Origin of the sequence: Eggerthella timonensis, from assembly GCF_900184265.1 — a bacterium.
Lineage (GTDB): Bacteria > Actinomycetota > Coriobacteriia > Coriobacteriales > Eggerthellaceae > Eggerthella > Eggerthella timonensis.
In genome coordinates, this window is record NZ_FXXA01000002.1 from 940769 (window position 1) to 967744 (window position 26976).

20 protein-coding genes are annotated in these 26976 nt (G+C 65.6%); 13 read left to right on the top strand and 7 right to left on the bottom strand.

What is annotated here, in order from left to right:
• Positions 1-140: 140 nt before the first annotated feature.
• The 7 genes from C1A15_RS03915 to C1A15_RS03950 all read left to right on the top strand — a co-directional run bounded on the left by C1A15_RS03915 (position 141) and on the right by C1A15_RS03950 (position 13210).
• Positions 141-7673 (top strand): InlB B-repeat-containing protein, encoded by a 7533-nt coding sequence (locus C1A15_RS03915; RefSeq protein WP_146001802.1) that lies wholly within the window; start codon positions 141-143, stop codon positions 7671-7673.
• A gap of 2 nt (positions 7674-7675) precedes the next feature.
• Positions 7676-8401 (top strand): hypothetical protein, encoded by a 726-nt coding sequence (locus tag C1A15_RS03920; protein ID WP_101721354.1) that lies wholly within the window; start codon positions 7676-7678, stop codon positions 8399-8401.
• A gap of 136 nt (positions 8402-8537) precedes the next feature.
• On the top strand, positions 8538-9212 hold the full coding sequence (locus tag C1A15_RS03925; RefSeq protein WP_101721355.1) for a hypothetical protein: 675 nt from the start codon (positions 8538-8540) through the stop codon (positions 9210-9212).
• Positions 9213-9303: 91 nt separating this feature from the next.
• Complete coding sequence (locus tag C1A15_RS03930; protein WP_101721356.1) at positions 9304-9900, top strand: hypothetical protein; 597 nt, start codon at positions 9304-9306, stop codon at positions 9898-9900.
• Between the two features lie 769 nt (positions 9901-10669).
• Complete coding sequence (locus C1A15_RS03940) at positions 10670-12196, top strand: hypothetical protein (protein WP_101721358.1); 1527 nt, start codon at positions 10670-10672, stop codon at positions 12194-12196.
• A 1-nt stretch (position 12197) separates the two neighbouring features.
• Entirely contained in the window at positions 12198-12524 is a 327-nt protein-coding gene (locus C1A15_RS03945; RefSeq protein ID WP_101721359.1) for a helix-turn-helix domain-containing protein, read from the top strand.
• A complete protein-coding gene (locus tag C1A15_RS03950; protein WP_101721360.1) occupies positions 12521-13210 on the top strand; it encodes a hypothetical protein in 690 nt (229 codons plus the stop codon). The genes C1A15_RS03945 and C1A15_RS03950 overlap by 4 nt, the downstream gene beginning before the upstream one ends.
• 121 nt (positions 13211-13331) lie before the next feature.
• Here C1A15_RS03950 and C1A15_RS03955 read toward each other — a convergent pair whose 3' ends face one another.
• The 4 genes from C1A15_RS03955 to C1A15_RS03970 form a co-directional block, all read right to left on the bottom strand.
• Positions 13332-13844 carry an Asp23/Gls24 family envelope stress response protein gene (locus tag C1A15_RS03955; protein ID WP_101721361.1) on the bottom strand — a complete coding sequence of 171 codons (513 nt, stop codon included), beginning with the start codon at positions 13842-13844 and terminating at the stop codon, positions 13332-13334.
• A 96-nt stretch (positions 13845-13940) separates the two neighbouring features.
• A complete protein-coding gene (locus tag C1A15_RS03960) occupies positions 13941-14411 on the bottom strand; it encodes a DUF2273 domain-containing protein (RefSeq protein ID WP_101721362.1) in 471 nt (156 codons plus the stop codon).
• 11 nt (positions 14412-14422) lie between these two features.
• Positions 14423-15043, bottom strand: coding sequence for an alkaline shock response membrane anchor protein AmaP (gene amaP, locus C1A15_RS03965; protein ID WP_021410463.1), 621 nt, complete (start codon positions 15041-15043; stop codon positions 14423-14425).
• 153 nt (positions 15044-15196) lie between these two features.
• Positions 15197-16717: a helix-turn-helix transcriptional regulator gene (locus C1A15_RS03970; RefSeq protein ID WP_101721363.1), complete on the bottom strand. Its 1521-nt coding sequence runs from the start codon at positions 16715-16717 to the stop codon at positions 15197-15199.
• Between the two features lie 176 nt (positions 16718-16893).
• On the opposite strand from C1A15_RS03970, the gene C1A15_RS03975 reads away from it, so the two are divergent.
• Positions 16894-18396 (top strand): flavocytochrome c, encoded by a 1503-nt coding sequence (locus tag C1A15_RS03975; RefSeq protein ID WP_245864904.1) that lies wholly within the window; start codon positions 16894-16896, stop codon positions 18394-18396.
• A 57-nt stretch (positions 18397-18453) separates the two neighbouring features.
• On the opposite strand, the gene C1A15_RS03980 is transcribed toward C1A15_RS03975, so the two are convergent.
• The 3 genes from C1A15_RS03980 to C1A15_RS03990 all read right to left on the bottom strand — a co-directional run bounded on the left by C1A15_RS03980 (position 18454) and on the right by C1A15_RS03990 (position 20551).
• Positions 18454-19461 carry a hypothetical protein gene (locus tag C1A15_RS03980; protein ID WP_101721364.1) on the bottom strand — a complete coding sequence of 336 codons (1008 nt, stop codon included), beginning with the start codon at positions 19459-19461 and terminating at the stop codon, positions 18454-18456.
• A complete protein-coding gene (locus C1A15_RS03985; RefSeq protein WP_245864905.1) occupies positions 19436-19945 on the bottom strand; it encodes an RNA polymerase sigma factor in 510 nt (169 codons plus the stop codon). Before C1A15_RS03985 ends, C1A15_RS03980 begins: the two co-directional genes overlap by 26 nt.
• Positions 19946-20155: 210 nt before the next feature.
• Complete coding sequence (locus tag C1A15_RS03990; RefSeq protein WP_101721366.1) at positions 20156-20551, bottom strand: molybdenum cofactor biosynthesis protein MoaE; 396 nt, start codon at positions 20549-20551, stop codon at positions 20156-20158.
• A gap of 681 nt (positions 20552-21232) precedes the next feature.
• On the opposite strand from C1A15_RS03990, the gene lysA reads away from it, so the two are divergent.
• The 5 genes from lysA to C1A15_RS04015 all read left to right on the top strand — a co-directional run bounded on the left by lysA (position 21233) and on the right by C1A15_RS04015 (position 26902).
• A complete protein-coding gene (lysA, locus tag C1A15_RS03995; RefSeq protein WP_101721367.1) occupies positions 21233-22588 on the top strand; it encodes a diaminopimelate decarboxylase in 1356 nt (451 codons plus the stop codon).
• A gap of 129 nt (positions 22589-22717) precedes the next feature.
• A complete protein-coding gene (locus tag C1A15_RS04000; protein ID WP_021410476.1) occupies positions 22718-22993 on the top strand; it encodes a type II toxin-antitoxin system Phd/YefM family antitoxin in 276 nt (91 codons plus the stop codon).
• Entirely contained in the window at positions 22968-23291 is a 324-nt protein-coding gene (locus C1A15_RS04005; protein WP_101721368.1) for a type II toxin-antitoxin system RelE/ParE family toxin, read from the top strand. Before C1A15_RS04000 ends, C1A15_RS04005 begins: the two co-directional genes overlap by 26 nt.
• Positions 23292-23353: 62 nt before the next feature.
• Complete coding sequence (locus C1A15_RS04010; RefSeq protein ID WP_021410485.1) at positions 23354-24637, top strand: homoserine dehydrogenase; 1284 nt, start codon at positions 23354-23356, stop codon at positions 24635-24637.
• A gap of 162 nt (positions 24638-24799) precedes the next feature.
• Positions 24800-26902: a sensor domain-containing diguanylate cyclase gene (locus C1A15_RS04015; RefSeq protein ID WP_101723685.1), complete on the top strand. Its 2103-nt coding sequence runs from the start codon at positions 24800-24802 to the stop codon at positions 26900-26902.
• Positions 26903-26976: the final 74 nt, after the last annotated feature.

The following is a 26976-nucleotide window of genomic DNA, read 5'->3' on the forward strand; positions in this document are numbered from 1 at the left end:
AGGGGTTAGCCAAAAAATCCAATCTCGCACTTGCATTGATAACCAGTATCGGGCATACTGCTCGCATGGTGTTATAGGCAATATTGCCTATAACCGGTACGTTGAAGAACCGATGCTGAAGTGAGAGACGAGGGGATATTTTGAAAGGGGCCGACGCTGTCATCCTAAGCGGAGGCGGTGCACACGCCGCAGCCGATGAGCTGCACAAGACGAGCGCCGCAAGGCGCTTCTACATTTTTGGACGTCTTGTCGCGCGTTTGCTGCTGGCGGGAACGCTGGCCCTCAGCCTGGTCCCTTCGCCCGCCATCGAGCAGGCGGTTGCCGCCGCGGCGGCGGCGAACGGGACGATCTCCATCACGCATGCGCCGGTAGGCGGCACGTTCGCCAAGGGCAACCCGGTGTACCTGTACTCCCAGGCGTTCTCCTCCGCGAAGAACCTGCTGAGCTATCAGTGGTACCGCAACACCTCCGACTCGAACTCCGGCGGTAGCGCCATCTCGGGAGCGACATCGGCGAACCTCGTGGACGAATCGGCGAAGACGTTCGGAGCAGGCACCTATTACTACTATGTCGAGGTGACGGACGTTAAAACAGGCGAGAAGACTACCAGCTCCACATCCGCTGTGAAGATCGTGGAAAGTGATTCCGTGGGGGCTTCTCTGCTAAATGGCAGTTTCGATGAAAAGGGCACGAATGCTGGGCATGTCACGTACTGGGTTGACGTGCCCGGATGGCAGACAACTCAGTATGCCAATGAGCATTGGGAAACCACCAGTCAAAAGATCGTCGAGATTAACGGGAGCCGTGCTGAGCTTTCAGCGGACTACGACTCGTCACTTTACCAGCATGTTAGCGCCGTTCCTGGAAGCGTCTACACGTGGTCCCTAGACCATGCGGGAAAAAGGGGAGCGGATACGATGGCGCTTGTCATTGGACCACCCAGTTTTTCCTTCAGCGGAATGCAAACCTCATATGGGAGGTTCTCGGAAGACTATCCGTACGGCGTTAATAAGGATGATTATTTCGCCTCTATCGTCAATGCGTTGAAAGAATACAATGGCGATTCCCTCGCGGCTGACAAGGATTATTCGATTCGCATCAATACGACCACGGGTGCCTATGATCCTCAGGGTGAGCTCTATTTCGTTCGACTTATGGCCGATGGTAAAGAATCGACAAAACGCTATTCCGGATCCTATACGGTTCCTGAAAGCCAGCCTTTGACTGTTTTTGCGTTTACCTCCTATGCTTCGACGCTTGAAGGTAATGCGAACTGGCTTGATAACATCTCCTTCGCCCAGGGTTCTCCCATCTCGGCGTCCTCCGATGTCGATTCCCAGGGCAACGGCATCCTTTCGGCCGCGTCGAAGGACGGGTACGCCTACGGTTTGCTCGAAGTGCGCGGCTCCTCGATCACGCAGGTCTCGAACTTTTCGGCCAAGAAGGGCGACACCGTGCTCTCCGAGGACGCGGCCATCGTCGCGGCGGGCGGCCAGGGGTGGTTCGTGCCCGGCGCGGGCGCCATCAGCTTCACGAACCTCACGCCGGGCAAGACGTACCGCATCGTCGAGGTGCCGACGAACGCCATCGGCGGGGTGATGGGACAGAACCTCACGCCCTCCTCCGTGCTCGACGAGAACTGCTACGACGACTTCTCGGTGAAGCCGGTGTCGGGCGGGGACGCTTCGTCCATCGGCAACATCCAGGTCACGGCGCTGAGCGAGGACGACGGCACGTCCACGCTCATCGTCGACCCCGCGCGCGACGACGTCGAGTACGGCGTCGTCGCCGCGAACGCGGCGGGCGACGGCCCGGCCGAGCCGGTCAATGTCGTGAAGACATGGGCGTCGTCCGATACGGGCCGCCTTGACTTCAAGGGCCTCAATCCCAACACGCCCTACGTGGTGGTCGGCCGCCCGAAGGGCTACGACGAGGTGGAATACGGTCCCGCCTCCGCTTCGGGCACCATCATCAAAACGCCGCCCGCCTCGTTCAAGGACGTGAAGCCCGCCGACGTCGCGCGCAGCGAGGACGGCGAAACCATCACGGTCACGAACAAAGCAGGCGCGGCCCAGGAGTACATGGTCTACGACGCAGAGACGAAGGTCGCGGCGGGCGGGGGCTGGCAGGCGGTCGCCGTGGGCGGTTCGCAGTCGTTCCCGACGGCCGCGGACAAAACCTACCAGATCGTCACGCGCTCCTCGGGCGCCGTTCCGGCTCCCGGCGTGCGCTCGTATCCGGCCCCCTCCGAGAAGCTGGCCATCGACTACGTCAACGAGGTCATCCCCAAGGGCGCCACCATGCCCAAGACGTTGCAGTACCGCGCGCAGGATGCGAACAACGGAGAAACCTGGCGCTACGGCACGGCCGACGCCTGGCTGAACGGCACGGGCGGCGCGAGCGTGCCCTTGACCGACGCGCTCGACGACATGGTTCGCCTCGAGGCGGAATCCGGGGTGGAGTCTACCGGTGCCACGTTCTGGTACCGAACCGCTCCCTCCTACGATCCAGCCGTGACCCTTGAGAAGACGCTTGCCGTCCCAGCGCGTCCCGAAGCGCCCGTGCAAGGCACAGTCGGCGCGAGCGACAACGCAGGCTTTTGGATCGACTACCAAGCAGACGAGTTCGTGGTGGGCGGCAAAGACATCCAGTTCCGACGCGCGGGAACCGCTTCATGGATGCGTTACGAGGCCAACACGCGTATCGGGCTCACCCTTATCGGCTGGAGCGAGAAGGACCCGTTCGAGTTCCAGGTTCGCACAGCGGCGGTGCAGGACAGCGCGTTCGCGTCGGAGACGAAAAACGTGTCCGTCCCCGCACGCGCCGAGGGCCCGACGGCCGAAGGCGATGCGGAGGTCAAGGGCTCGAAGGACGGAGATTCCCTGCGCCTCGAGAACGTGACTGCCGGTATGGAATATCGCGAGTGGGGCAGCGGCGGCACCTGGACGCCCATCGAAGCGGGCGATCTCAAAACCGCTCCCGACGGCACGACGCGCTACGTGGACGTGACGAAGGACGGCACCTACGAGGTCCGCCTGGCGGCGACCGACGATGCTCCCGCCTCGTTTTCGGTGACGGCCTCCACCACCGATTCCGCCCTGTCCATCAAGACGCTCGTGCGGTCGTTCGACCAGCTGGACTGGGGCTACAGCCCCTCGCCTACACGCCCCATCACCATCAAGAACACCGGCACGGCAACGGCCGAGATCATGAGCGTCGCTTTGGGCAAGGCCGATTCGTCGAGCTTCGCGGTGTCGGGAACGACATCGGGCTCGGTCGCGGCCGGGGCGACGGACGAAACGCGCGAGGTCTCGCCGGTGGCGGGGCTGGCCCCCGGCGTGTACGACGACACCGTGACGGTGACGTACCGCTCGTCCACCGGCTCGACCGTGTACACCGCGGCCGTGCCCGCATACGTGCAGGTGCGCCAAGCCAAGCAAGATCCTCCGCGCGACATAACCGCGACGGCCACCGACACGTCGCTGACCGTGTCCGCGAAGGTTCCGACGGGTTACGGGCTGGCCGATCCGACGATGGAATTCTCCATCGACGGCGGCATCACGTGGACCGATCGGGTGGCTGCAACGACCGGCGAGGGCGACGATCGCAGCGCTTCCACGCTGTTCACCGGGCTCGATCCTGCAACCTGCTATACCGTGCTCGTACGCATGGCTGCCGACGACAACCACTACAAGCTGGTCTCTGACGAGGCTTCGGCCAAGTTCTACACGGCGAAGTCCGCCCCTGCGGCCTCGAAGCTCATCATCGACTACGTGAAGGAAACGGTGTCCTTCCCCTCGGGCCACGAGGCGACGAGCGGATCGTCGGGCGCCGGCGACGCCGTCGAGCGCGGCGGCGCGATCACCGACTACCTCGGCGAAAACGCCACCGTGTTCTCGCTGAGGCAAACCGCTTCCACCGACCTCGCCCTTCTGGACATCCCCGCGTCGGGCTGGACCGACGTGGACATTCCCGCACGCCCTGCGGCGCCGGCGGACGCGAAGGCGGCGCCTGCCGATTCGTCGAAGGCTTCGAACGGCTCGATCACCGTCGCGGGGGCTACGTCCATCGAGTATCGCAAAGCGGGCGAAACCGTCTGGATTCCCTCGAGCGGCGGGTCGGCCACGGGCTTGGCGGCCGGTTCGTACGAAGTGCGCCTGCCGGCCACCAGCTCGTCGTTCGCGTCGATGCCCGCGCAGGTCGAGGTGACGGCCTCCAAGGAGGTGTACGCGACCTTCCTGCGCAACGACGGCTCGGAAGGCGACGCTGCCGTGTTCGCCACCCAGACCGTCGTCCCCGGCAACGCGGCTACGGCGCCGACGCCGGCGCCTACGCGCGAGCACTATCAGTTCGCGGGTTGGTTCGCAAGCTCCGACGGCGGCGCCACGCTCGACGTGGATGCGTTCGACTTCTCGACGGCCCTGAAGGCCGACCTGACGCTCTTCGCCAAGTGGACGGCCGACTCCTACCAGCTGGCGTTCGACACGGACGGGGGCTCCGAGGCGCCTGCGACCCAGACGGTCTCCTACGACGGCAAAGCCGCTGCGGTGACCGCGCCGACGAAGGCGGGCTACACGTTTGCCGGATGGGCGCTGTCCGGCCGTGCGGTCGACAACACGGAGCTGTTCGACTTCGGCAAGACGCTGGCGGAGAACTTCTCCGCTGCAGGGGCCACGCCGCCGCAGAACGGCGAGGCCGCCACGCTCGCGGCCCAGTGGACGGCGCTCGCCTACCCGGTGTCGTTCGATGCGGGCACGGGCAGCACCGACGACGACCCCGCCGCGCCCGGTTCGGTTGCCTTCGATGCCTGGGTCACGGCCGGCAAGGCCGCTCCCAGCCCCGAGCCCACGCGGGAGGGCTACCTGTTCGACGGCTGGCACCTCGTGAAAAGCGACGGGACGCTCGTCGAGGACGGCTACCAGTTCGCCAAGACGCTGGGAGAGAACCTTGCTGCGGCCTCCCTCGTGCCCGACGACCCCACGGCTCCGATCTCCATCAAGGCCCGCTGGAGCGAGCAGACCTATACGCTGTCGTTCGACCCGGCAGGCGGCGCGCCCGCCTCCATCGGCCAGGCGAGCGTGAAGTTCACGGGCAAGGCGACCGCGCCGGCCACGGTGCAGCGCGCGGGGTATTCCTTCGACGGCTGGAGGCTGGTGACCGGAGGAACCGACGATGCCCCCGAGCTTGCCGCGGTGTCGTTCGACTTCGACGCGTCGCTTGCCGACAACCTGCACGCGGCCGGCTTGACGGCTCCCGGCACGAGCCAGGGGCTCAAGGTGGGCCTCGCCGCGGCGTGGACCGCGAAGGACTACACGGTGCTGTTCGACGCCGACGGCGACGGCTCGGCCGGCGATGGCGAATCTGCCAAGGCCGACGTGTCGTTCGACGCGGCGGTGCCCGACGCCGACGCGGTTCCGGCCGCCGAGCGCGCGGGCTGGACGTTCGAGCACTGGAAGCTCGCCGGCGCGGAGGATGCGACGGCGTTCGACCCGACGGCAACGCTGTCGGAGAACTTCGCTGCGGCCTCGCTCTCGCCGGCCGAAGACGCCGTGCGCGTGGTGCTCGTGCCGGTGTTCTCCGAGAACGCGTACGCGTTCTTCTTCGATGCCGACGGCGACGGCGCCTACGACGCGACCAAGGGCGATACCCGGATCGAGGACGTTTCCTATACCGGCTCGTTCGAGAACCCGAGCGCCGTCGCGGTGCCGCAGAAGGCGGGCTACTCCTTCGAGGCGTGGCATCTGGTGAACGCCGAGGGCGCGCCGCTCGACGCCTCGTTCGCGCTCGATGCGACGATGCAGACGAACTTCGAGGGCGCGAGCGCCGTGCCTCCCAAGACGACTGGCGCCACCGTGCGCTTGGTGCCCACGTTCGCGCCGAAGACGTACAGCGTGGTGCTCGACCTCGACGGCGACGGCACGGCCGACGAGGGCGAGACCAGCGTGTCCGGCGTCGTGTTCAACGCCGGCGTCGCCGACACCCCGCTCAAGAAGCCGACCGACCCCGCGCGCCCGGGCTACCTGTTCGAAAACTGGGCGATAGCCGGAGCCACCGGCAACGCCGTCTACAACTTCTTGTTCTCGCTCGAGGACAACTGCACGGCCGCGTCCTTCGAGCCTTCGGCGAGCGCCGACACGCTGATGCTGGCCCCGGTGTGGAAGCCGTGCGGGTACGCGGTGACGTTCGACGCCCGCGGAGGGAAGCCCACGCCGACCGGCCCGGAAGGAACCGTGCTGTTCAACGGGACGGTAGCCCAGCCGACCGGCACGAACCCCGAACGTCCCGGCTACGCGTTCGGAGATTGGCGCCTGCGCGTCGGCGGCACCGACGAGGCCCCCGTGCTGGCCGACGCGGCGTACGACTTCGCCCTCACGATGGAGGCGAACTTCGAAGCTGCGGGATTCGACATGACGGATGCCGGCGACGCGTCCGCCCCCGACGTGCCCGACGACGGCTCCGGCGTGGTGCTGTACGCGTCGTGGGCATCGAACGAATATACCGTGCTGTTCGACGCCGACGCCGACGGCGCCGCCGGAGAGGGCGAGGCCGCCGTTGCAGTGAAGTCCGACGCGAAGGCGACCGCCCCCACCGCTCCGGCGCGCCCCGGCTACACGTTCGCCGGAACGTGGCATCTGGCCGACCGCGCCGAAGGGTCGTCGGCAACGTACGACTTCGGCAAGACGCTCATCGACAACCTGGCCGCGGCGGGCTTCGACACGGCCGCCTCGGGTTCGGGCCCCGCCGTTCCGGCGGCGGCGAGCCAGATCGCCCTCGTGCCCGACTGGATCGAGAACTCCTACACGTTGTCGTTCACCGCGAACCCGACCGACGATCCCGACGACCCGGCAGGCACCTATCCGCCGGACGACATCGTGATCGCCGATCCTGCCGACGCGGGCCCCGTGGCGTTCGAGGCGGACGCCTCCCAAGTCACGATGCCGCAGGTCGAGTGCACAGGATACAAATTCGCCGGGTGGCGCTTCTCGGCGGCGACGGACGCGACCGCGCGCTACGACACCGCGCTCACGTTCAAGGCGAACCTCGCGGCGGCGGGCTTCGACGTGGGCGAGGGCGACGGGACGGGCGTGGCGCTGCCCGCCGATGGCGGCACCCTCGAGCTGCAGGCGGTGTGGACCCAGATCCCCATCGTGGTGACGGTGCCCACGACGCTCACGGCGCAGATCGGCTTCGACACGGCGAACCCCGACGTGCGCACGGTGACGGTGAACCCCGACCTGGACCCCGACGACGGCCGCCCGGCCCCGCAGCTGAGCATCGTGTCCAAGACTGAGGCGCCCGTGCGGGTGACGGCGGTGAGCGTGGGCGCCGGCGCCGATCTGGCCGCCCTGTTCCCCGAGGGGCTGTACAAGGATGCCGACGCGGTGACGATGTCGCTGAACGGGACGGCCATCTTCGACGGCAAAACGCTCGAGGAGGGCGGCGTCGGCACGCTGCTGCCCCAGGAGACCTCGCTTCCGGAAACCAAAGCGTTCTGGATGAGCGCCTTTCCCGGGTACGGCTCGCCGACGGTGCTGCGGTGCGACTTCGCCCTGTCCGCGCCCATGTCCATCCCGATGAAGCAGATCGCCGATCCCCTGGAGGCGGCGTCGTTCCTGAACATAGCGTACACGTTCGCAATCGTCCCCGAAGCTTCTTCGACAGGAGGTGAGTAGCCATGTCCGATCGCAAAGACCCGCACCGCGCGGCCCAGGAGGAGTTCCGTCGCGCGCTCACGGGCGAGTTCGAGCCGGTGAAAGCGACGCCCGGCCCCGCCGCAGCGAACCCTGCGTCCGAGCGCCCGGCGAGCGCGCCGGGAAGCGACGCCAAGCGAGCCGTAGCCATCCGCGCCGAGCGCATGCGCGCGCAGAAGAAGCGCCAGCGCCGTATCGCCGTCCTCGCAGTCGCCGCCATCGTGGCGCTTGCGGTTGCGGCGGCGCTCGCGTTCGCGCTCTTGGGCTCTGCGGCCGACAACCCGCTGGAGGGCTTCTTCGACGAGAGCGCCCAGGAGGGGCAGGCGCCCAACAAGACGCCGGCCGAGCTGCAGGCCGAACTCAACCGCATCGTGGAGGAGGGCATGTTCAACATATCCATTGCGAGTGTGATCGAGTTCTCCGCGCCGGATGCGACGGGCAAGGCGTACATCGAGAACGTGCCGAACAACCCCTACGACATGACCGTCGATATCACGTTGACCGATTCGGGCGAGTCGGTGTACGTGTCGAAGGGCATCGCCCCCGGCAACTACATCGAAGACATCTCCCTGGCAAAGGCGCTCGAGCCCGGCATGCACGAAGCGGTGGCCACCTTCACGGCGTACGACCGAGAAACGCACGACGAGAAAGGCAAGGCGGCGGCGGAAGTGACCCTGCTCATCGGGAAGGGGGGTGATGCCAGCGGGTAAAGAAGCTTCTGGACGAAGGCTTCGGACGAAGGCATTGCCGAAGCGCTTTCCATCAGCGGGTGCTTGAGGGCGAAGACGACGGCCCCTGGTATCTCGCATCAAGTCTACGTATTGGCATACGACGAAAGGAACTACCATGAAAAGCACGAAACTGCGCTCCATCGCCGCCTGCGGCCTGGGCTGCGCCCTCGCGATGTCGCTCTCCCCGGCGGCGGCCTTTGCGGCCGACGTTACCGGGACGGGCGTCGACACGGACACGACCGATATCACCGATCTCGCGACCGATACGGACGCCTCGACCGACGTCAAGATCTTCGGTACCGACTCCCAGATCAGCGTCACCGTGCCGGTGGGCCTGACCGTGGCCGCCTCCGGTGCCCCCGGCGCCGCGTTCGCTGCCGTTCCCACGAACTACTCCATCGTGAACGACTCCTACTTCGACGTGCAGGTGAAGAAGGTCAAGGCCACCGAGCAGGCAGGCTGGGATTACGCCGATGCCAAGGTGACCACGACCACGGCAGTGACCAGCGGAAACACCGGTGCCATCCACATCGACCTCTTCCCGGGCATCGCTGACGGCAACGGCAAGACCACGGGCGGCGTGGCTATCACGTCCGCTGGCGTCGACACCTCGACGGGCTCTGCGGCCACCAAGTGGAAGATCGCCGCGAAGCGGAGCGCTGATGCTCCCACGTCGCTCGCCGTGGGCATCAACGGCACCACGAAGCTCGACACGGCGCTTGGCGAGGAATCCTCGGCTGCTGCCGCCGCCGCGACGCTCGTGTACACCATCGGTCGCGCAACGGCGTAACCGACAGCACGAATCCGCATGCATGCGGGGGCGCCTCGTCCAGCGCCCCCGCAGGTGAACCGATATCACGATGAGCGAGGAAACGATTGCAATGACGCGAGACAAGAAAAACGAGCCGGCGCAGCGCCAGGGGAGCTCGGTCTTCGAGCGCAAGCGCGAGCTTGCCCAGAAACGCGCCCGTAGGCGCCGTCGTGTCATTGCGGCCGTGTGCTCGCTTCTCGTGGTGGCCGTTGTGGGCGCGGGCGCGCTGTGGTACTTCAATCCCTTTGAGGAAAGCGGCGGCGGCCGTTACCACAACCCCAACGCCGACGTGGGGCAGCTTGAGGGCAAGACGCCCGAGGAGATACAGGCGGAGCTCAACCGCGTGGTGGAGGAGGGCATGTTCAACATATCCATCGCCGAGGTGCTGTCGTTTCCCGACGGGACGAGCGAGGGCGACGTGCGCATCGAGAACGTGCCGAACAACAACTACCTCATGGACGTGACGGTCAAGCTCGACGAGACGGGCGAGGAAGTGTACGAGTCGGGCATCCTCGAGCCGAACCATCACATCACAAAAGGAACGCTGAAGGTGGACTTGGACAAGGGAACGTATCCGGCGACCGCGGTGTTCACGGCGCTCGATCCGGAAACCGAGGCCGTCGTAGGCGAGGCCGCTGCCGAGGTCACCATCATGGTGGCGGGATAATGGAAGGCGTTGGTATGCATGCGCTGCATCGTAGATAGCCCTGCCGAGAACCGCGTCTGCGCGGCGAGACGGGTCTTCGCGTGCGTCACGGCCCTCGTGCTGGCGGCGCTGTTCGCCTGCCTGCTGACCCCCGCGAGAGCGCTGGCCGAGCCCGCCGTGGGTCCGGGCGAGTCGGTGACCTCGTCTACGGGCGAGGCGGAGGCCAGCACCACCGTGTCGGTGTACGTGGACTCGTTCCGCATCCTCGGGCAGACGCCGGACTTGGCAGGTTCGGCCGACGAGCTGCTGAACGGGCCGGGAAGCTTGCAGGTGACCGTGGCGGGGGGCATCGCGCCGTACTACTATGCCTGGACGCGCACGATGGACGGCGAGGGCGACGCGACGTTCTCGGACGCCGGGAGCCTTCCCGACGCTTCGTCCCCGATCACCCACGAGTTCACGGCGGGCGAGCTGGTCGAAGGCCATGAATACGAGTACGTCCTCTCGGTCACCGACAGCGACAAAGCGGCGCCGCAGAAGGTCGAAGCGCGCATTCGCGTGGTGTGCTCGGACGCGTACGGATGGCGAGACGGCGCCGACGATACGGACGAAGAGCTGGGGGACGACGGGTACCCCCAGGTGACCGAACCGCTGTACTTCCATGACGAGTCGTCTGGCGCGGACATCAAGGTGGCGGGCTATCTGCATCGCAGCGCGCGCATCATCGTCACGCCGCTGGACGAGTTCGACCCGACCCGCCTTGCGCTCGAGATGGGGGCGGGCAGCGCGCGTGACGGGCGCATGGGTGATCGAGGTGGTGTTCGAGGGCGGAGCGCCCGACGAGAGCGTCGATCCGTTCGTGGGCGACGTGCACGTCTCGGTGCGGTTCCCCGGGCAAGAGGCGGTGCGCGTGGCTTCGTCGAACGCGAACGTGGACGGCCTGCGCGCTTCGGTGCGCGTGGGGGAGACGTGGAACTTCCCCGAGAGCGTGCTGTTTCTCGGTCCCGATGCGCTCACGCAGCGCCCCGATTGCACGGTTGACGATGCGCGCGAGTGGCTCTCGTTCGCCACCGACGTGCTGGGTGCGTTCGCCACGCTGGGCGAGAAAACCCCGGGCGCGGGCCGCGAGGTCGCGCTCGACGTGCGCGGCGGCGGCTCGGTGGTGCCCGCACCGGACGGCGAGGGCCATGCGTGGCAGGTTGCCGACGGAGGCACCCTGCGCGCGGTGCTCCTTCCCGACGCGGGCTACCGGATCGGCGAGGTCAAGGCCTCGAACGGTGTGCCCGTGAGCGTGTCGGGCAACCGCGTGTCGCTTGGGCCGGTGAACAGCGACTGCACGCTGTCGGTGGTGTTCGAGGAGGTGCAGGCCGATCCTGCGGTGCGGCATACCCTGACCGCCGAGGTCGTGGGCGGCCACGGCGCGGTCGATCCGGCCGAGCCGATGGAGGTGGAGCACGGGCAAAGCGCGCTCGTGCAGTTCCTTCCCGACGAAGGGTACGTAATCGACGAGGTGCTGGTGAACGGCGAGGCGGTCACGCCCTTCGCCGACGCGTACCTCGTGTCCGCCATGGTGGAGGACGTGCGGGTGACCGTGTCGTTCCGCAAGGGCACGCCCGCGCCGCAGGCGTGGTTCAGCGTGCGTGCCGACGTGGTATCGGGCGAGGGCTCGGTGTCGCCGACTGCGGCGCTCGTGCCGCTGGGCGGCAGGGCTTCCTTCTCGTTCCTTCCGGCGGAAGGCTGGCGCGTGGCCGATGTGCGCGTGAACGGCGAGAGCGTGGGAGCCCCGTCCGCGTGGACGGTGGAGCACGTGAGCGCCGACGCGGTGGTGACGGTTGCGTTCGAACAGGTGAAGGATCCCGACGTCGACCCTGATCCGGGCGACGACGATGCGACGTTCACCGTGAACGCGAGCTCCGGAGAGCACGGCAGCATCTCGCCGGCGGGCGACGTGACGGTGCGCAAAGGGGCCGATGCCGCCTTCGCCTTCGCGCCCGACACGGGCTACAAGGTGGCCGACGTGATCGTCGACGGGACGAGCGTGGGCGCGCCGACCGCGTACACGCTGCGCGACGTGCAGGGCAACCATATCGTGCACGTGGAATTCAAGCCCGCGTACGACGCGGAGCCCGGTGGCTCCGGGGGCGCAGGCGTGCAGCCGGGAGGAGCCGGGCCGGGTTCGGACTTGGGTTCGGGCGGTTCCGCGACCGTGAAGACCGGCGACGTGCTGGGGGCCGCGGTGGGCATCGCGGCGGTCGCTGCGGCGGCCGCCCTGGTTGCCATCGTCGTCGCTCGGCGACGTTCGGAAAGGAGGCGGTGACGTGCCTCGGGTAAAACGGTCGGTCGTTGAGCACAACGCGTTCATCTTGCTTGAGTACCTCGTGTCGCGATCGTCGCCCGAGCCTCGTTTCGCCATCGTGTCGTACCGGACCATGACGAACGATTTGGGCATGTCCCAGAACCGCGTTCGCAACCTCGTTCGATTGCTCGTGAAGCGCGGTTACATCGAGGTGCACCATCGCTTCGCCGAAGACGGCGGAGAGCTGTCCAACGCTCATTTGATCACGAAGCAGGGCGTGGCGGCGCTTCGCGCATACGGGGAACGCTTGCGGCAGGAAAGCCATAGGGAAAGAGTGGAGGAGCTATGACGGATTCGTCGATGGACGTGTCGAGCATCGTGGGCACGTTCGTGGAGAGCTTGGAGTTCAAGAAGAAGAAAATCGGGGGCATCGACGAGATGGATGCGCTCGGCAAGATCGAGGAGCTGGCCGGCCTGTACGAGGAGCGCATCAACGACCTCGTGCGCCAGCTGGACCAGGCGAAGCGCGATGCCGAGACGGCCGCCCGACGAACCGAGGCAAGCCCACACGCCGATGCCGAGCTCGCACGGTTGCGAGCCGAGCTTGCCGAGGAGCGTTCGCGCGCGGAGGGGCTGGCCGCCAAGCTCAAGGCGCGCGAGCGCAGCGCGCCCGTTGCGCCGTCGTCCGACGACTTCATGCGCACGCTGCAGGAAGTGCGCGCCGACGTGCTGGAGAAGGCCCGCAACGAGGCGGCGTCCATCGTCTCGCGAGCGCGCGAGAACGCCGACACGGTGGCGAACGCCGAGCGCGAGCGACGCGATCGCGCCGTGGAGGCCGCTCGAACGGCGCGCGGGCAGGCCGAGTCGGCCATGCGCAAGCTCGCCGACGCGCTGGGGGACGTGGAGGCGCTCGAATCGGGTTTGGCCGGCGGCGCCAGCGCTGCGAGCTTCGGGGCTCAGGACGTGTACGCGCGCTTGCGCCGTGCCGACGTGCCCAGCCCGCTCGATCCTTGGGAGCAGCCGGAATCGCGCTAGGCGCTTGGGCTGCCTCCGCGAAAAAGCCCGCCCCGCGTCGACGCGAGGCGGGCTTGCAGCGCAGGGTGCGGAGTCCGGACGGGACGGGGCTCCGCTGCACGACGCAGAGGGGGCGACCAGCTTAGTTGGTGCCGTCCTGCTGCCCGTCGTCGGTGTTGGAGCCGTTCTTCTCGGCGTACTCTTCCGGCGTCATGACGTCGACCACGTTCACGGTCATCTCGACCACGTTGAGGCCGGTCATGTCCTTGAGGTCGCCGCCGACGACCTTCTTGATGTCGTCGAAGATGTCGGGAGCGGACTTGCCGTACTCCATGATGACGTCGAGGTTGATCTTAGCGTTCGTGTCGTCGACGATGTCGGCGTCCACGCCCTTCGTCTTGTCGGCGCCGCCGAGGCCCTCCTGGATGCGGGACAGCACGTTGCCCTTCATGTCGATGATGCCGTCGATCTTCTGCGCGGCCAGCGAGGAGATCTTCTCGACGACGTTCTCGTCGATGACCAGCTTGTACACCGGTTCGGCGGACACGTCGGAGGCGGTTGCGGCGGTGTCGCTCTTCTTCTCCGTGTCCATGTCGGAGTAGGGGTTGTACGTGGAGGTGGAGGTGGCGGGCTTGGTCATGGTGCTCTGAGTCATGGTAGTTCCTTTCTGTAGCATGAAGAATGGGGGAGCGAACGCCTCGGGCTGCGCGAATCTCGAGAACGGGAAGGGCGCGGCACGCGAGGCTTTTCGCTAGTTGAACCTATCGAGGATGCTTTTCATCTGCTGGCGCGTTTTCCTGTCGCCGTCGCGGTACTTGCCGATGATCACGCCGATGGCGGCGAACACGGCCAGCAGCACGGTGGGCCAGAACCCGACGATGAGGATGAGGGCCGCCGCGATGAAGCCGATGATGCCGTACAGCACCGCATGGCTGTGATGCTCGACGTAGGGGGAGACCGCGCGCTTCATGCTCGCGTACACGCCCTTGTCGCGCTTCGTTTCCGCCGCCGCATTCGCGATCACGTCGGACGGCGTGTCGGCCGTGCGCTGCTGGGCCTGCGGTTCCTCGCGCTTCGCGTTCGCAGGTGCGGAGGCGTTTGCATTCGCGTTCGCTCGTGCGGGTGCGGAGGCGCTCGACTGCTTCGGCTTCGGCTTGGCTGCCTGCTTCGGCTTTTGCACGGGGGCCGGCGCGGTATGGATGCGCATCGTAGACTGGGTCATGGGCGCATCACCTACTCAACCACATGGGCCGGCACCGGCTTGGTCTGGTGCGGGCGATGGGTATCGTCGGTGTACTTCGTGGCCTGCTGCGTGAACGCGGGGGTCACCACGTCGGCGTCGCCGGCGAACGTGATGCGCACGGAATCCACCGGGTAGCCCGTGAAGGCCTCGAGCGTCGCGGCGATTTCGTCCTGCAGCTTCGCGCCCAGCTGTCCCAGCTCGGCGTTGCGGCCCGGATCGATCTTCGCGTGGATGCTCATGCGCGGATCGTGCTTGTTCTCGATGTGGACCTTCACGTTGTCCGTGGACAGGCCGTGATGGCTCTCAACGACGTGCTTGACCGTGGACTGGATGGCATTCTGCGTGATGGCGATGCTGCCGTTGTCGCGCTCGAGTTCGAGCTGCGAGTTCTTGCCCGGAGCGGTGATGGCGCGAATCAACACGACCAGCAGTCCCACCGCCGTGATGCCGAGCAGCACAGCCTCCACGATGAAGAACCAAGGCATGCTCATAAGCCACGCGATAGCCGGGAACAGCGGTTCCCATGCGAACCAGAGCGTAGCGAGCACACCAACGCCCAGCACGGCAGCAACGACGAACACGATCATGCAAAAGCGCTTAAACTTTCCCATAGATGCCGCCTTTCTTCAAGAATGCGCACCGCGGTTTGCGGCGCGCTGCCGGATAGAGTGGGACTACTCTAGAAGAAAACGGCTCGGGAGTGCCTGGTCGCACGGAAGTGCAGCCGGACGTTTGCCTTGTCGTTGAAGCTTTGTAGGCGATGGCTACGATTGCAGGCGGGTGGATTCGACGAGGTCGATGACTTCCTGCTTGCTGTGCACGCCCAGCTTTTCGTACACGTGCTTGATGTGCATCTTCACCGTGTTGCGCGACAGGACGAACTTCTCCTCCATGAACGCGAGGTCGCGCCCGCGTGCAAGCTGTGCGAGCACGTCGGTTTCGCGCGGCGTCAGATTGTGCTCGCGTGCGACGACGGCGCAGCGAGATTCCCACGGGTCGGGATCGCTCGGGGCGGGCGCTTCCGTGGAGGACGCTGCGGAAGCGATGGGGGCTTCGGGCTGCGGTGCGGCGAAGCGCCCCGCGGTGAACGGCAGCTTCGCCACCGGGTCGTTGAACAGGTACACGAGCATGATGACGTAGGCGAACACGATGACGAGGGAGAACGCTTCGGGCGCGGTGGCGTCCACCTGCTCCCACGTTTCGGCCAGCATGCCGAGAGCCGCGCCGACCAGATGCCCCACCACGATGACGAGCCGCGCCGCCGCCGCGGCAAGCAGCGGTTCGGTGCACGAGCGCACGATGACGACGGCCACCACCCACACCACCACTTCGAACAACGACGTGCCGATGCTGACCAGCACGTCTCCTCCGCCGGCTGCGAGCAGATCCAGCGCGGGCCCCAGCAGGAAGCCGGCCGCCGTGCACACGAGCGCCCCGCGGAACAGCTCGTGTACGCCGATGGCCGGCAAAAGCCCGATGGTCGCGATGATGAGCACGAGCGCCACCATCACGGCGGGTGGGGAGTCGACCGATCCGATGGAGGAGCTCGAACGCAAAAACCCCAGCATCATGGACGCCACCACCACTCCGACGACCAGGTTTCGATTGGCGAGCGTGCGGAAGGGCAGCAGCACCGTCGCGTACTCCTCCGAGGGTTCCGCAGATGCATCGATCCTGACGACCGGGCGTTGACGTTGCAGCGCCGCCATCACGAGGCCGGCAGCAGCAGCGATGAGAGCGCTCCCGATGACGAACGCGCCCACGTCTCCCAGCTGGGCGAACGCAGCCAACGCCTCCGCCGCCTCCTTCAGCACAAACGCGCTCAGGATGCCCAGCGCCGACACCTGTGCGACGAGGCGGTAGGGAAGCGTGGCGCTCAGGCAGACGAGCGCCACGCTCAACGGCGCGCCGATGCCCTTGAGCAGGAAGAATGCGAGGGATGCGACAACGGCCCGCGTGGAGCCGTCGAACGGCCCCGAGCTCAGCATGATCGCGCTGCCGAACGCGTAGGCGACGAGGGCGGCACCGGAGGCGATGGTCAGGAAGCGCGTGAGGTCGCAGTGCTCGGCGCGCGCACCGTGCAAGCGCCGCCGCACCCCGACGAACAGAGCGATGTACACGATGAGCGAGGAGACGCGCATGGCGAGGTCGCCGCCTGGCGGGTCGAGCAGCATCAAGGCGGCCCCGTCGCTCGTCCAGATTCCCGCGAACAGACAGGCCAATCCTGCTGCAACTATGCCGAACGACGCGCTTCGCGCGGCGCTCTGTTCGCGTGCGGGTTTCATCAACGTGCGAATTCCCTCCCGGACATCTCATCGTCATTGCGGGCATCATTATAAGGGTTTATGCAAGTACGCCCATCATGGGTGTAGGCAGCTTCAACCATTTCGATACTGTTGAATCCGCAAGGCAATGCCCGGCGCGGCCGAACGCGCTCGGGCTCAAGGGAGGAGTAAGAACCATGGCAGAATTCGAGAACGGCATGAACGCACCGCACCGTCTGACGCGCCGCAGCTTCATCGCTGGCGTGGGCGCAATGGGAGCGCTGGGCGTGCTGGGAAGCTTCGGCTTGACGGGCTGCGCGCCGCAGGACGAGAAGTCGGCTGGCGAAGCGGGAGCGGTTGCGGGCGAGTCCTACGACGTGGTGGTCATCGGCACCGGCGGCGCCGGGCTTTCTGCAGCCATTGCCGCGTACGACAAGGGCCTCACGAATGTCGTGCTGCTGGAGAAGATGGGCGTGAACGGCGGCAACACGAACTTCTCGTCGAGCGGCATGAACGCCTCGGAGACGAAGTTCCAGAAGGAGCAGGGTATCGAGGACAGCAACGATCTGTTCGCGCAGGAGACGCTCGACGGCGGGCACAACACGGGTGATCCCGAGCTGGTGAAGTTCATGTGCGACAACTCGGCCGGCGCCATCGACTGGCTGGATGGTCTGGGCGTAAAGCTGGACAACATCACGATGACCGGCGGCATGTCCGTCAAGCGATGCCATCGTCCGACGGACGGATCGGCCGTGGGCCTCACGCTCGTACCCGGCCTCGTGGCCGCCGTGGAGGAGCGCAACATCCCCATCAAGATGAACTGCGAAGCGAAAGAGCTGGTCAAGGACGGCGACGCGGTGACGGGCGTCAAGGTGAAGCTCGACGGCAAGGAGACGGTGCTCGGCGCGAAGGCGGTCATTCTGGCCACGGGAGGCCTCGGTTCGAACCCCGATATGGTGGTGCAGTACCGCCCCGACCTCAAAGGCTACGTGACCACGAACCAGCCGGGTGCAACGGGCGACGGCTACACCATGGCCGAAAGCGTAGGGGCCGAACTCGTGCAAATGGACCAGATCCAGATTCACCCGACGGTGGAGCAGGAGTCTTCCACGCTCATAGCCGAGGGCGTACGCGGCGGCGGCGCCATCCTCGTGAACAGCGAGGGCAAGCGCTTCTTCGACGAGATGTCCACGCGCGACAAGGTGTCGGCGGCCGAGCTGGAGCAGCCGGGCGGTTTCGCCTGGTGCACGTTCGACCAGCAGGTGTACGACGCGAACAAGGCCATCGCGAAGTACGACAAATCGGGCCTCGTGCAGAAGGGCGCCAGCGTGGCCGAGCTTGCGGAGGCCATCGGAGTGGACCCTGCGACGCTGCAGGCTACCATCGACGCGTACAACGCCATCACCACGTCGGGTGCGACCGACGAGTTCGGCCGCACCGAGGGCTGCATCGCCTTCGCCGACGGCAACATGTACGCCATCAAGGTTGCCCCGGGCATCCATCACGAGATGGGCGGCGTGAAGATCAACGAGAAGAACGAGGCGCTCGACGCGTCCGGCAACCCCATCCCCGGCCTGTACGCGGCCGGCGAGGTGACGGGCGGCATCCACGGCAACAACCGCATCGGCGGTAACGCGGTGTGCGACATCACCGTGTTCGGTAAGAACGTCGGCGAAGTGGTGGCCGCAGCCCTCGCGTAATCCCCCCAGTCCCTCCATACCCCTCCGACGAGAACGGCCCCTGCCCGGGGCCGTTCTCTATTCAACCTGATTGAACGTGAACAACTGTGGTTGGGCGATGCCGACGACCGGGTCGGACCCATCGGAGGGGCTCGCCTCCTGCTGCGCAGCTTGGGCGCGCAGAGCGTCGCCGTAAGCGCGCACCTTCTCTTCGAGATCGTCGACCGGGGCGATGACGTAGGCTTTCGTCTCGGTCGACCCGTCCTCGAACGTCGCCGTAACGGTGAGCCGCGCCTGGGAGACGATGTCGGCGTAGCGGCGGACGAGGAGTGCGTTGAGGTTCTCGTGCAGCCCGACGTCCCCTTCGCGTCGCCCGCTGTAGAACTCCTCGGTGGCGGCATCGTAGAGCTCGGCCATCTCGCCCTCCAACGGGAACGACACCCGCAGGGCGCGCCAGATGTCGGTCTTGCTCGCGTTCTGCTCGTCGTAGCCGATGGTGAAGCTTGCGGCACGATACTCCACGTACGGGTCGTCGCCTTCCCGGTAGGTGGAATCCGGAACGCGCTCGTTCGTGTAGAACAGCGCGCGGTCGCCCTCCACCGTGTACGTGAGCGACGCAACGTTCGTCCCCGTGCAAGCGAGGTCGAACAGGTAGGCAACCGAGAGGTAGCGCTGTCCCGAGTCGGGCGCGTCGTCGGCGTTGTTCGGGTCGATTTCCGGATCGCTGTGCCACACTTTCATGAAGCCGCCATGGCCGAAGCTGCTGGTAGACGCATCGAGGGTGAAGGAGTTTTCCGCCGTCGGCCCGTCGAATTGACGCGAGATGGCGAACGCGATGCTGCTCACGAGGGCGAGCGCGCAGGCTGCGGCGACGACGGCTCCGACGAAACGGCGAGAGCGGTGGCTCGGCATGTCATGGTGCTGCGGGCGACAGCGGCGACGGGTTGGTTGCGCGTGCGCTTCCTCGGCCTTGCGCAGGCGATGCGCCTCGCGCATGACGCGGTCGTGCACGCGGCTCGGCATCTCGATGTCGTCCATCAGCGCGCGGTAGCCGTCCCGCTCAGTCGGTTGTCCTGTCCGTCCCAAAGGATGCCTCCTTTCCCAGCATGTTCCCGAGTTGCGTGCGCGCCCGGCGCAAACGCGTGCGAACCGTGGCGGGCGCGCAATGCGCGAGGCGGGCGATCTCTTCGGTCGAGTACCCCTCGTAGTAATACAGGTGCACGATCAAGCGCATCTTGCCGGGCAGGCGTCCCAATGCGCGTCCGAGGTCGCTGTCGCGCAGGGCACGCACGGCGCTATCGCCGCAGGGGTCTTCGTCCGTCGCATCCGGGACCACATCGGTGAGCTCGGCGCGTCGCTTCCATGCCGAACGGTGCAGGTCGCGACAGCAGTTGACGGTGACGCAGAGCAACCACGCCTTGAGGTGCTCGTCATCCTTGAAAACGGTCGCGTCCTTCAGCAGGCGCAAGAAGACGTCCTGGCAGACGTCGTCCGCGTCGTGCGGGGACTGCGTTTGGTTGAGGGCCAGGCGGTAGACGGTGCTTCCCCAGATGCGCATGGCGCGCTCCATGAAGTCGTCCTGCCTGAGCGTTGGTTGCATATGGGGTATCGCCTCCTTGCCACCAACACGATGCGGCGTTGGAAAATGTGCCCAGAACGAGAAAAAAGCGGCGAAGCAGGATGTTCTTCCGCTTCGCCGCTTTCCGCGTGCGGCTCAAAAGACGGCGCTCCATCGGAGGGCGTCGCATGAAGTCGCCCGTAATGCAGAGCCGGATTTGCTTTACGCGTAGACCTCTTTTTCCACCACGAGATCGTTCTTGATCTTACCGACGAGCTTTTGCAGCGCGTCGATGCAGTTCGGGCGGATGTCCGCGCCGATGAGCACGTACATGATGGAGTCTCCCACGTTGAGCACGCCCTCGTTGAGCCACGTGCGCACGTAGTAGACGCCCGGCCAGGTGAGGGCTTCTTCGACCGCAGCGTCGACGCCGGCCGCGTCGTAGGAGAATTCCACCTGGGCAACTTCGCCGAGGCCTTCGATGCCCTCGCGCACCTGCTGCTTCGGCGTGATGCGCACGACGCCGTTATGGGTGAGGAACATGCCGCATTGCGCGGCCTTCGGGTCCTGCTTCGCTTCCGCAAGCCACTGGTCGATCGACGGTTCCTGCTGAGCCATGCTGCTCCCTTCTTTGAGGATGATCGCCCCATTATACGCCAGCAGAAAACGCGAGGTAGCAGCGAACCGCGAACGCTCGGAGTTTCCCGCATCTCAGATAGCGGTGCTCGTCCACCAGATCGATAAGCTCCTGCTTGGAGTGCACATGGAGTGCGGCGGTGCAGTCGTTTGGGCTGCTACGACGTGTCGTGCGCTCCCGGTTCAACGCAGATGTGGGCACGTGCCTCCGGCTATTGGGCGGTTAGCTGAGCGTATCGACGAGCTGCATCGTCGTGAGGAGGGGTCGCGCCGTTGGGCGATCCCCTCCGACCGTAGGTGCCGACACACGAATCCGCCCGAAGTAAGCGATTTTTTCGTTTTGCGAACGATGCGGGGCTTCGTGGGACCTCCGGTCTCCTGCCGTAGAAAAAGGCGCACGCATCGCCCCAGGTCAGGTTTGCCCGCCTCCGCAAAGACCGTTACGAAGCAGCTTGATCGGTTCGCAAAACGCAAAAATCGCTTACTTCGGGCGGATTCGCGTGTCTGCCCGTGCGGTTGGAGGAGGCCGCGCGTGTTCTGCGCGCCGTTCGTGCGGTCACCCGCCGCGCGGTGGATGATTGCGGCATTTTCGCCGTGTGCAAACCGCGTGCGTGACGAGGATGGTAAACTAGGCGAATTCCCAGGATGCATGAAAGGAATCACATGTCTCTTCCCGCAGCCGACTTGAGCAAACAACCGGACAACCGCACCACCATGGAACTGGGCGCGGTGCTGCCCTTGACCGCCGAGGTGAAGGACGACCACCTGTACGTGGGCGGCGTCGATTTGGTGGAGCTGGCGCGCGAGCAGGGCACGGCGCTGTACGTGATGGACGAGCAGGACATGCGCACGCGCATGGAAACCTATCTGGCGGCGTTTCGCAGCCGCTACGAGAACTCGGACGTCGTGTATGCCAGCAAGGCGTTCCTCAACAAGGAAGCGGCGCGCATCGTGAACGCGGAGGGGCTGTGCCTCGACGTGTCGGGCGGCGGCGAGCTGGCCATCGCGCGCGCGGCGGGCTTCCCGATGGAGCGCGTGTTCATGCACGGCAACAACAAGACGCCGCGCGAGCTGCGCGAAGCCATCGAGGCGGGCGTGGGCCGCATCATCATCGACAGCCGCATCGAACTGGCGCGCATCTCCGAGATCGCCGGCGAGCTGGGCGTCGAGCAGGCCATCTACATGCGCATCACGCCGGGCGTCGAGGCCGACACCCACCAGTACATCCGCACGGGCTGCGAGGACTCGAAGTTCGGCTTCACCATGCGCGACGATTTCGCGTACGGCTGCGTGAAGGACGTGCTGGCGGCTCCGAACGTGCGACTGGCGGGGCTGCACTGCCACATCGGCTCGCAGATCTTCGCGCTGCACTCCTATCCCGAGGCTGTCGAGGTCATGGTGGAGCTCATGGCGCGCATCGAGGAAGGGTACGGCTATCGCATCGAGGAGCTGGACGTGGGCGGCGGCTTGGGCATCGCCTACACGGCCGACGACGAGCCGGCCTCCATCGACGAGTTCGCCGAAACGGTCACGTCGGCGGTGCATGCGGCGTGCGCGAAGTTCGGTGTGGTCGAACCGCGCCTGCTCACCGAGCCGGGCCGCAGCCTCGTGGCCACCGCGGGCGTGACGCTGTACACGGTGGGCATCCTGAAAACGCTGCCGGGCATCCGCAAGTACGTGGCGGTGGACGGCGGCATGTCCGACAACATCCGCACCGCGCTGTACCACGCCGATTACGAGCCGGTCATCGCGAACAAGGCCGGCCAGCCGCGCACCGAGATCGTCACCATTGCGGGCAAGCACTGCGAAAGCGGCGACGCCGTGGTCATCGACATGCCGATGCAGCACGCTGACCTGGGCGATATCGTCGCCGTCTTCGGCACGGGCGCGTACTGCTACACTATGGCGAGCAACTACAACGGCCAGCCGCGCCCGGCCGTCGTGTTCGTGAAGGACGGCGAGGCGCGCGTGACCACGCGGCGCGAGACGTACGACGACCTGATGGCGCGAGATCTGTAGGAACGGTGTCGCGAAGGCGGCGTTCCTATAGCGAGATCGCGACTGCAATGGCTGGTCGATTGCTGTTCCTTCGTTAAAATGATAGAATTCGGATAAAATTACGATATCAAACGAGCCAAGGAGGTGGCAATGAATATCAGACCGGTTTCAGATCTGCGCAACCACTATGGCGACATCGAGACGTCCGTGAAAAACGACGGCCCGGTGTTCCTGACGAAGAACGGGTACGGTTCTATGGTTGTGATGAGCATCGAGCAGTTCGAGCGCATCAACGGGACGGTCGAACATGCGCTCGACGAGGCCGATACGCAAGCCGCCACCACGGCGTTGCGCTACGCGCATGACGAGGTATTCGACTCGATAAGGAAGGGGCTTCGGAGTGGGCGGCTCCACGAAGCGCTATAAACTTCAATATCTGCCCCTGTTCTGGAGCGACCTCAATTCGGCAGTCACCTACATCGCTGAGGAGCTCCATAACCCCGCTGCGGCGGAACGGCTGCTCGATGCAGTTGAAGCGGGAATTCTCGATCATCTTGCACTGCCGGAATCCGCGGCGGTATACAAGACGACCGTACATCGCCCGAACCCGTACTGTTGGTTCGAGGTGGGAAACTACATGGTATTTTACGTAGTGCTTGACGAAATCGTAGAGGTGCGCCGGTTTCTCTACGGGGCTCGGGATCTGACAAGGATGCTGCCGTAAGCACGGCGACTCGGGCGATTGCCGCAATCGGCGCGCTCGGGAAGGACGAAGAAGGGAACAGCATGACGGTAAAACTGGGATTGGTCGGCACGGGCACGGTGGGCGGCGGGTGCATCGACATCCTCAAGAACCATCGCGAAGACTTCAAGCGCCACTACGGCATCGACGTGGAGCTCGTGCGCGTGTGCTCGCGCAACCCCGAGCAGGCGATCGCCCACGGTGTGGAGGACATCTTCACGCAGGACTTCCAGGACATCCTGAACGACCCTGACATCGACATCGTGATCGAGCTCATCGGCGGCACCACCGTGGCGCGCGAGATCGTGGTGGGCGCGCTCAAGGCGGGAAAGAACGTGGTCACGGCCAACAAGGCGCTCATGGCCACCTACGGCGAAGAGGTCATGGGGGCCGCTGACGAGGCCGGCAAGGAGATCGCGTTCGAGGCCAGCGTGGGCGGCGGTATCCCCATCATCGACCCGATGAAGCACTCGCTCATCGCCAACGAGATCAGCTCGGTCATGGGCATCGTGAACGGCACGACGAACTACATGCTCACGCGCATGGTGGAGGATGGCCTCAGCTACGACGCCGCGCTCAAAGAGGCGCAGGAGAAGGGCTTCGCCGAAGCCGACCCCACCGCCGACGTGGACGGATTCGATGCGGCGGCGAAAATCGCCATCCTTGCGTCCATCGCGTTCAATTCGCGCGTCACTATCGACGACGTGCACACCGAGGGCATCCGCAACGTCACCACGATGGACCTCGACGCGGCGCGCGACATGGGCTACTGCGTGAAGCTGCTGGCGCTGGCCCACCGCACCGACGAGGGCGTGGACGTGCGCGTGCATCCCACGATGCTGCCGCTATCGCACCAGCTGGCCACCGTCGACGGCGTGTACAACGCCATCTACGTGACGGGCGACGCCGTGGGCGAGACGATGTTCTTCGGCGAGGGCGCGGGCGCGGGCCCGGCTGCGAGCGCCGTGATGGGCGACGTGCTGGAAGTGGCGCGCCACGTCACGCTGGGCGTCGGGCCGCTCGTGGGCTGCACCTGCACCGACGAGCTTCCCATCGTGCCGATGGACGATCTCAAGACGAAGTACTACATCCGCTTCAAGGTGGCCGACCGATCCGGCGTGCTGGCTGCGATGGCCGGCGTGTTCGCGAAGCACAACGTGAGCGTGTACTCCGTGGTGCAGCGCGGCAAGAAGGAGGGCGGCCAGGTGGATCTCGTGTACGTCACCCACACCGCGCGCGAGAAGAGCGTGCGCGATGTCCTGGCCGAGATCGCCGAGCTCGATGACGTGCTGCGCGACGAGCCCAGCGTCATCCGCGTGGAGGAGTAAGACCGCGCTTTTTTTCATGCCGCACCGTGAACGGCTCCGCGCTGACGCGCGGGGCCGTTTCGTTTTTACACCACCCCCTAACAGGGGTAATGCACTTCATCTATAATGTCTTGCCGGGTTATACGGCGGAAAACGGCATGTTCGAACCAGGGGGGAGTGCTCATGCAGAACGTCATGAATTCGCTCCTCGACGGTTTGTCGGAGCTCATTTACATCAGCGATCCGGTCACGTACGAGCTGCTGTACATCAACAAGGCCGGCAAAGACATCTACGGCCGCGATGCCGACGACGGCACGCATCGGTGCTACGAAACGCTGCAAGGTCGCACCTCCCCATGCCCGTTCTGCACGAATGACCGGTTGAGCAACCGCTCGTTCCACGAATGGGAATTCGAGAATCCCGTCGTGAACCGCCACTACCTCTTACGCGACAAGCTCATCGAGTGGAGCGGACGCCCGGCGCGGCTTGAGATCGCGTTCGACATCACCGATCACGAGCGCGAGAAAGAGCAGTTCAAGTTCTTGGCTGCGGCGAACGAACTGAATGTCGAGTGCATCCGCATGTTGGAGAACGAGGCGTTCGGCACGGCTATCGACACGGTGCTCAAGACGCTCGGCGAGTTCCTGGAAGCGGGGCGCACGTACGTCTTCGAAATCGATCAGGATCGCATGTCGAACACCCATGAGTGGTGCGCTCCGGGCGTCTCGCCGGAGATCCAGAACCTGAGCGATCTTCCGCTCTCGATCATCGACGTGTGGATCGAGAGCTTCAAGGAGGGCAAGGCGGTGATCGTCAACGCAGTGAGCGGCTTGGCGGCGCAAGGTAGAGGAGCCGAGTACGACGTGCTGTCGGCTCAGGGGATCGAGTCGCTGGTGGCCGTGCCGCTGGAGATCGACGGGCTGCTCGTCGGCTACCTGGGCGCCGACGATCCGAAGAAGGGACGGCTCGAGATCATCGAGAAGCCCCTGTTGGGGCTGGCCTCGTTCATTTCCGCCAGCATGAAGCGCGTCATCACGCAGCGTCAAGTTGACGATCTTACCTGGAAAGACGGCTTGACGAGCGCGTATTCGCGCGGAGCGTTCCACCGCGATTACGATTGCGGGGTCTACGGCAACATCGGCGTGCTCCTCGTGGACGCCGACCGTTTGGCCACGCTCAACCGCGAGTGCGGCCGCGAAGAGGGCGATGCCTCGCTGCGGCGCATCGCCGCGTGCATGAAGGCGGTATTCGGCGAGCGCGTGTACCGCATTGGCGACGACGAGTTCTGCGCGGTGGCCCTTGCCGAGGGGTTCGAGACGTTCAACCGCATGGCGCGCGACGCGGTGGCGCGGTTCTCCGAGCGGGGGCTTCTCGTTTCCGCAGGACAGGCTTGGAGCGAGCGCTGCGACGACGTGGCGTCGCTGCTTGATACGGCGGGCGACCGCATGCAGCGGGCGAAGCGCGGTCGGCACCGTGCGGAGGACATGGGCGTCGACCTGGCGCAAGATGCCGCCGTCAGCAACTTGGTGCGTCCGGGAGGCGCGGAAGAGGCCGTGGCGGCAGGGCTGCTCGACATCTTCCTCATGCCGCAGGTTTCCACGCGGACCGGCCAGCTTGTAGGCGCGGAGGCGCTCATCCGCTATCTCGATCCCGAGCGCGGCATCGAGGCGCAGCCCGCGTCGTTCATCCCGGCGCTCGAGGACATGGGGGAGATATCCTACGTGGACTTCTACGCGCTGTCGCGCGCGTGCGAAACGGTGGCGCGCTGGCAGCGCGAGGGCCGTCCGGTGGTGCCCATCGCGGTGAACTTCTCGCGCATGACCGTGGGCATCGAGGGGTTCGTCGACTTCGTGCGCGCCACGGTGGCGGACTACGGGTTGGATCCTGCGCTTATCGAGATCGAGGTGACCGAGTCGGCGCGCGGGCGCGGAGGCTTGTTGCTGAGCGAGGTGGCGGACGAGCTGCGCAGGTTCGGCTTCCGCGTGGCCATCGACGACTTCGGCGTGGACAACGCGAACGTGTCGTTGTTCGTGCAGCTCGATTTCGATGTGCTCAAGATGGACAAGTCGCTGATCGGCGGCATCGACGAGATCGACCGTACCATGCGCGTGGTGAGCGGCCTTGCCACTCTCTGCGACGACTTGCACGTGGAATCGGTGGCCGAGGGCATCGAGACGAAGCAGCAATTCGAAGCGCTGAAAACCACCGGCTGCACGCGCGCGCAAGGCTACTACATCGGCCGGCCGGCACCCATCGCCGAGTTCGAGCGGGAGTTTCTGGGGTAGCCCCCGTCCTGTGGGCGGTTTGTGGCAGCATCGTGTCAGTTCGATGACATCGGCGTGTCGCGGTCGATAAGTAC

Bases quoted from the DNA above. Each gene is read 5' to 3' on its own strand.
- C1A15_RS03975 (WP_245864904.1), top strand. From the start codon at position 16,894: ATGGCAGAATTCGAGAACGGCATGAACGCACCGCACCGTCTGACGCGC.
- C1A15_RS03955 (WP_101721361.1), bottom strand. From the start codon at position 13,844: ATGACTCAGAGCACCATGACCAAGCCCGCCACCTCCACCTCCACGTAC.
- C1A15_RS03920 (WP_101721354.1), top strand. From the start codon at position 7,676: ATGTCCGATCGCAAAGACCCGCACCGCGCGGCCCAGGAGGAGTTCCGT.
- C1A15_RS03925 (WP_101721355.1), top strand. From the start codon at position 8,538: ATGAAAAGCACGAAACTGCGCTCCATCGCCGCCTGCGGCCTGGGCTGC.
- C1A15_RS04015 (WP_101723685.1), top strand. From the start codon at position 24,800: ATGCAGAACGTCATGAATTCGCTCCTCGACGGTTTGTCGGAGCTCATT.
- amaP (WP_021410463.1), bottom strand. From the start codon at position 15,043: ATGGGAAAGTTTAAGCGCTTTTGCATGATCGTGTTCGTCGTTGCTGCC.
- C1A15_RS04000 (WP_021410476.1), top strand. From the start codon at position 22,718: ATGAATATCAGACCGGTTTCAGATCTGCGCAACCACTATGGCGACATC.
- lysA (WP_101721367.1), top strand. From the start codon at position 21,233: ATGTCTCTTCCCGCAGCCGACTTGAGCAAACAACCGGACAACCGCACC.
- C1A15_RS03970 (WP_101721363.1), bottom strand. From the start codon at position 16,717: ATGAAACCCGCACGCGAACAGAGCGCCGCGCGAAGCGCGTCGTTCGGC.
- C1A15_RS03950 (WP_101721360.1), top strand. From the start codon at position 12,521: ATGACGGATTCGTCGATGGACGTGTCGAGCATCGTGGGCACGTTCGTG.
- C1A15_RS04010 (WP_021410485.1), top strand. From the start codon at position 23,354: ATGACGGTAAAACTGGGATTGGTCGGCACGGGCACGGTGGGCGGCGGG.
- C1A15_RS03930 (WP_101721356.1), top strand. From the start codon at position 9,304: ATGACGCGAGACAAGAAAAACGAGCCGGCGCAGCGCCAGGGGAGCTCG.
- C1A15_RS03960 (WP_101721362.1), bottom strand. From the start codon at position 14,411: ATGACCCAGTCTACGATGCGCATCCATACCGCGCCGGCCCCCGTGCAA.
- C1A15_RS03985 (WP_245864905.1), bottom strand. From the start codon at position 19,945: ATGGAGCGCGCCATGCGCATCTGGGGAAGCACCGTCTACCGCCTGGCC.
- C1A15_RS03990 (WP_101721366.1), bottom strand. From the start codon at position 20,551: ATGGCTCAGCAGGAACCGTCGATCGACCAGTGGCTTGCGGAAGCGAAG.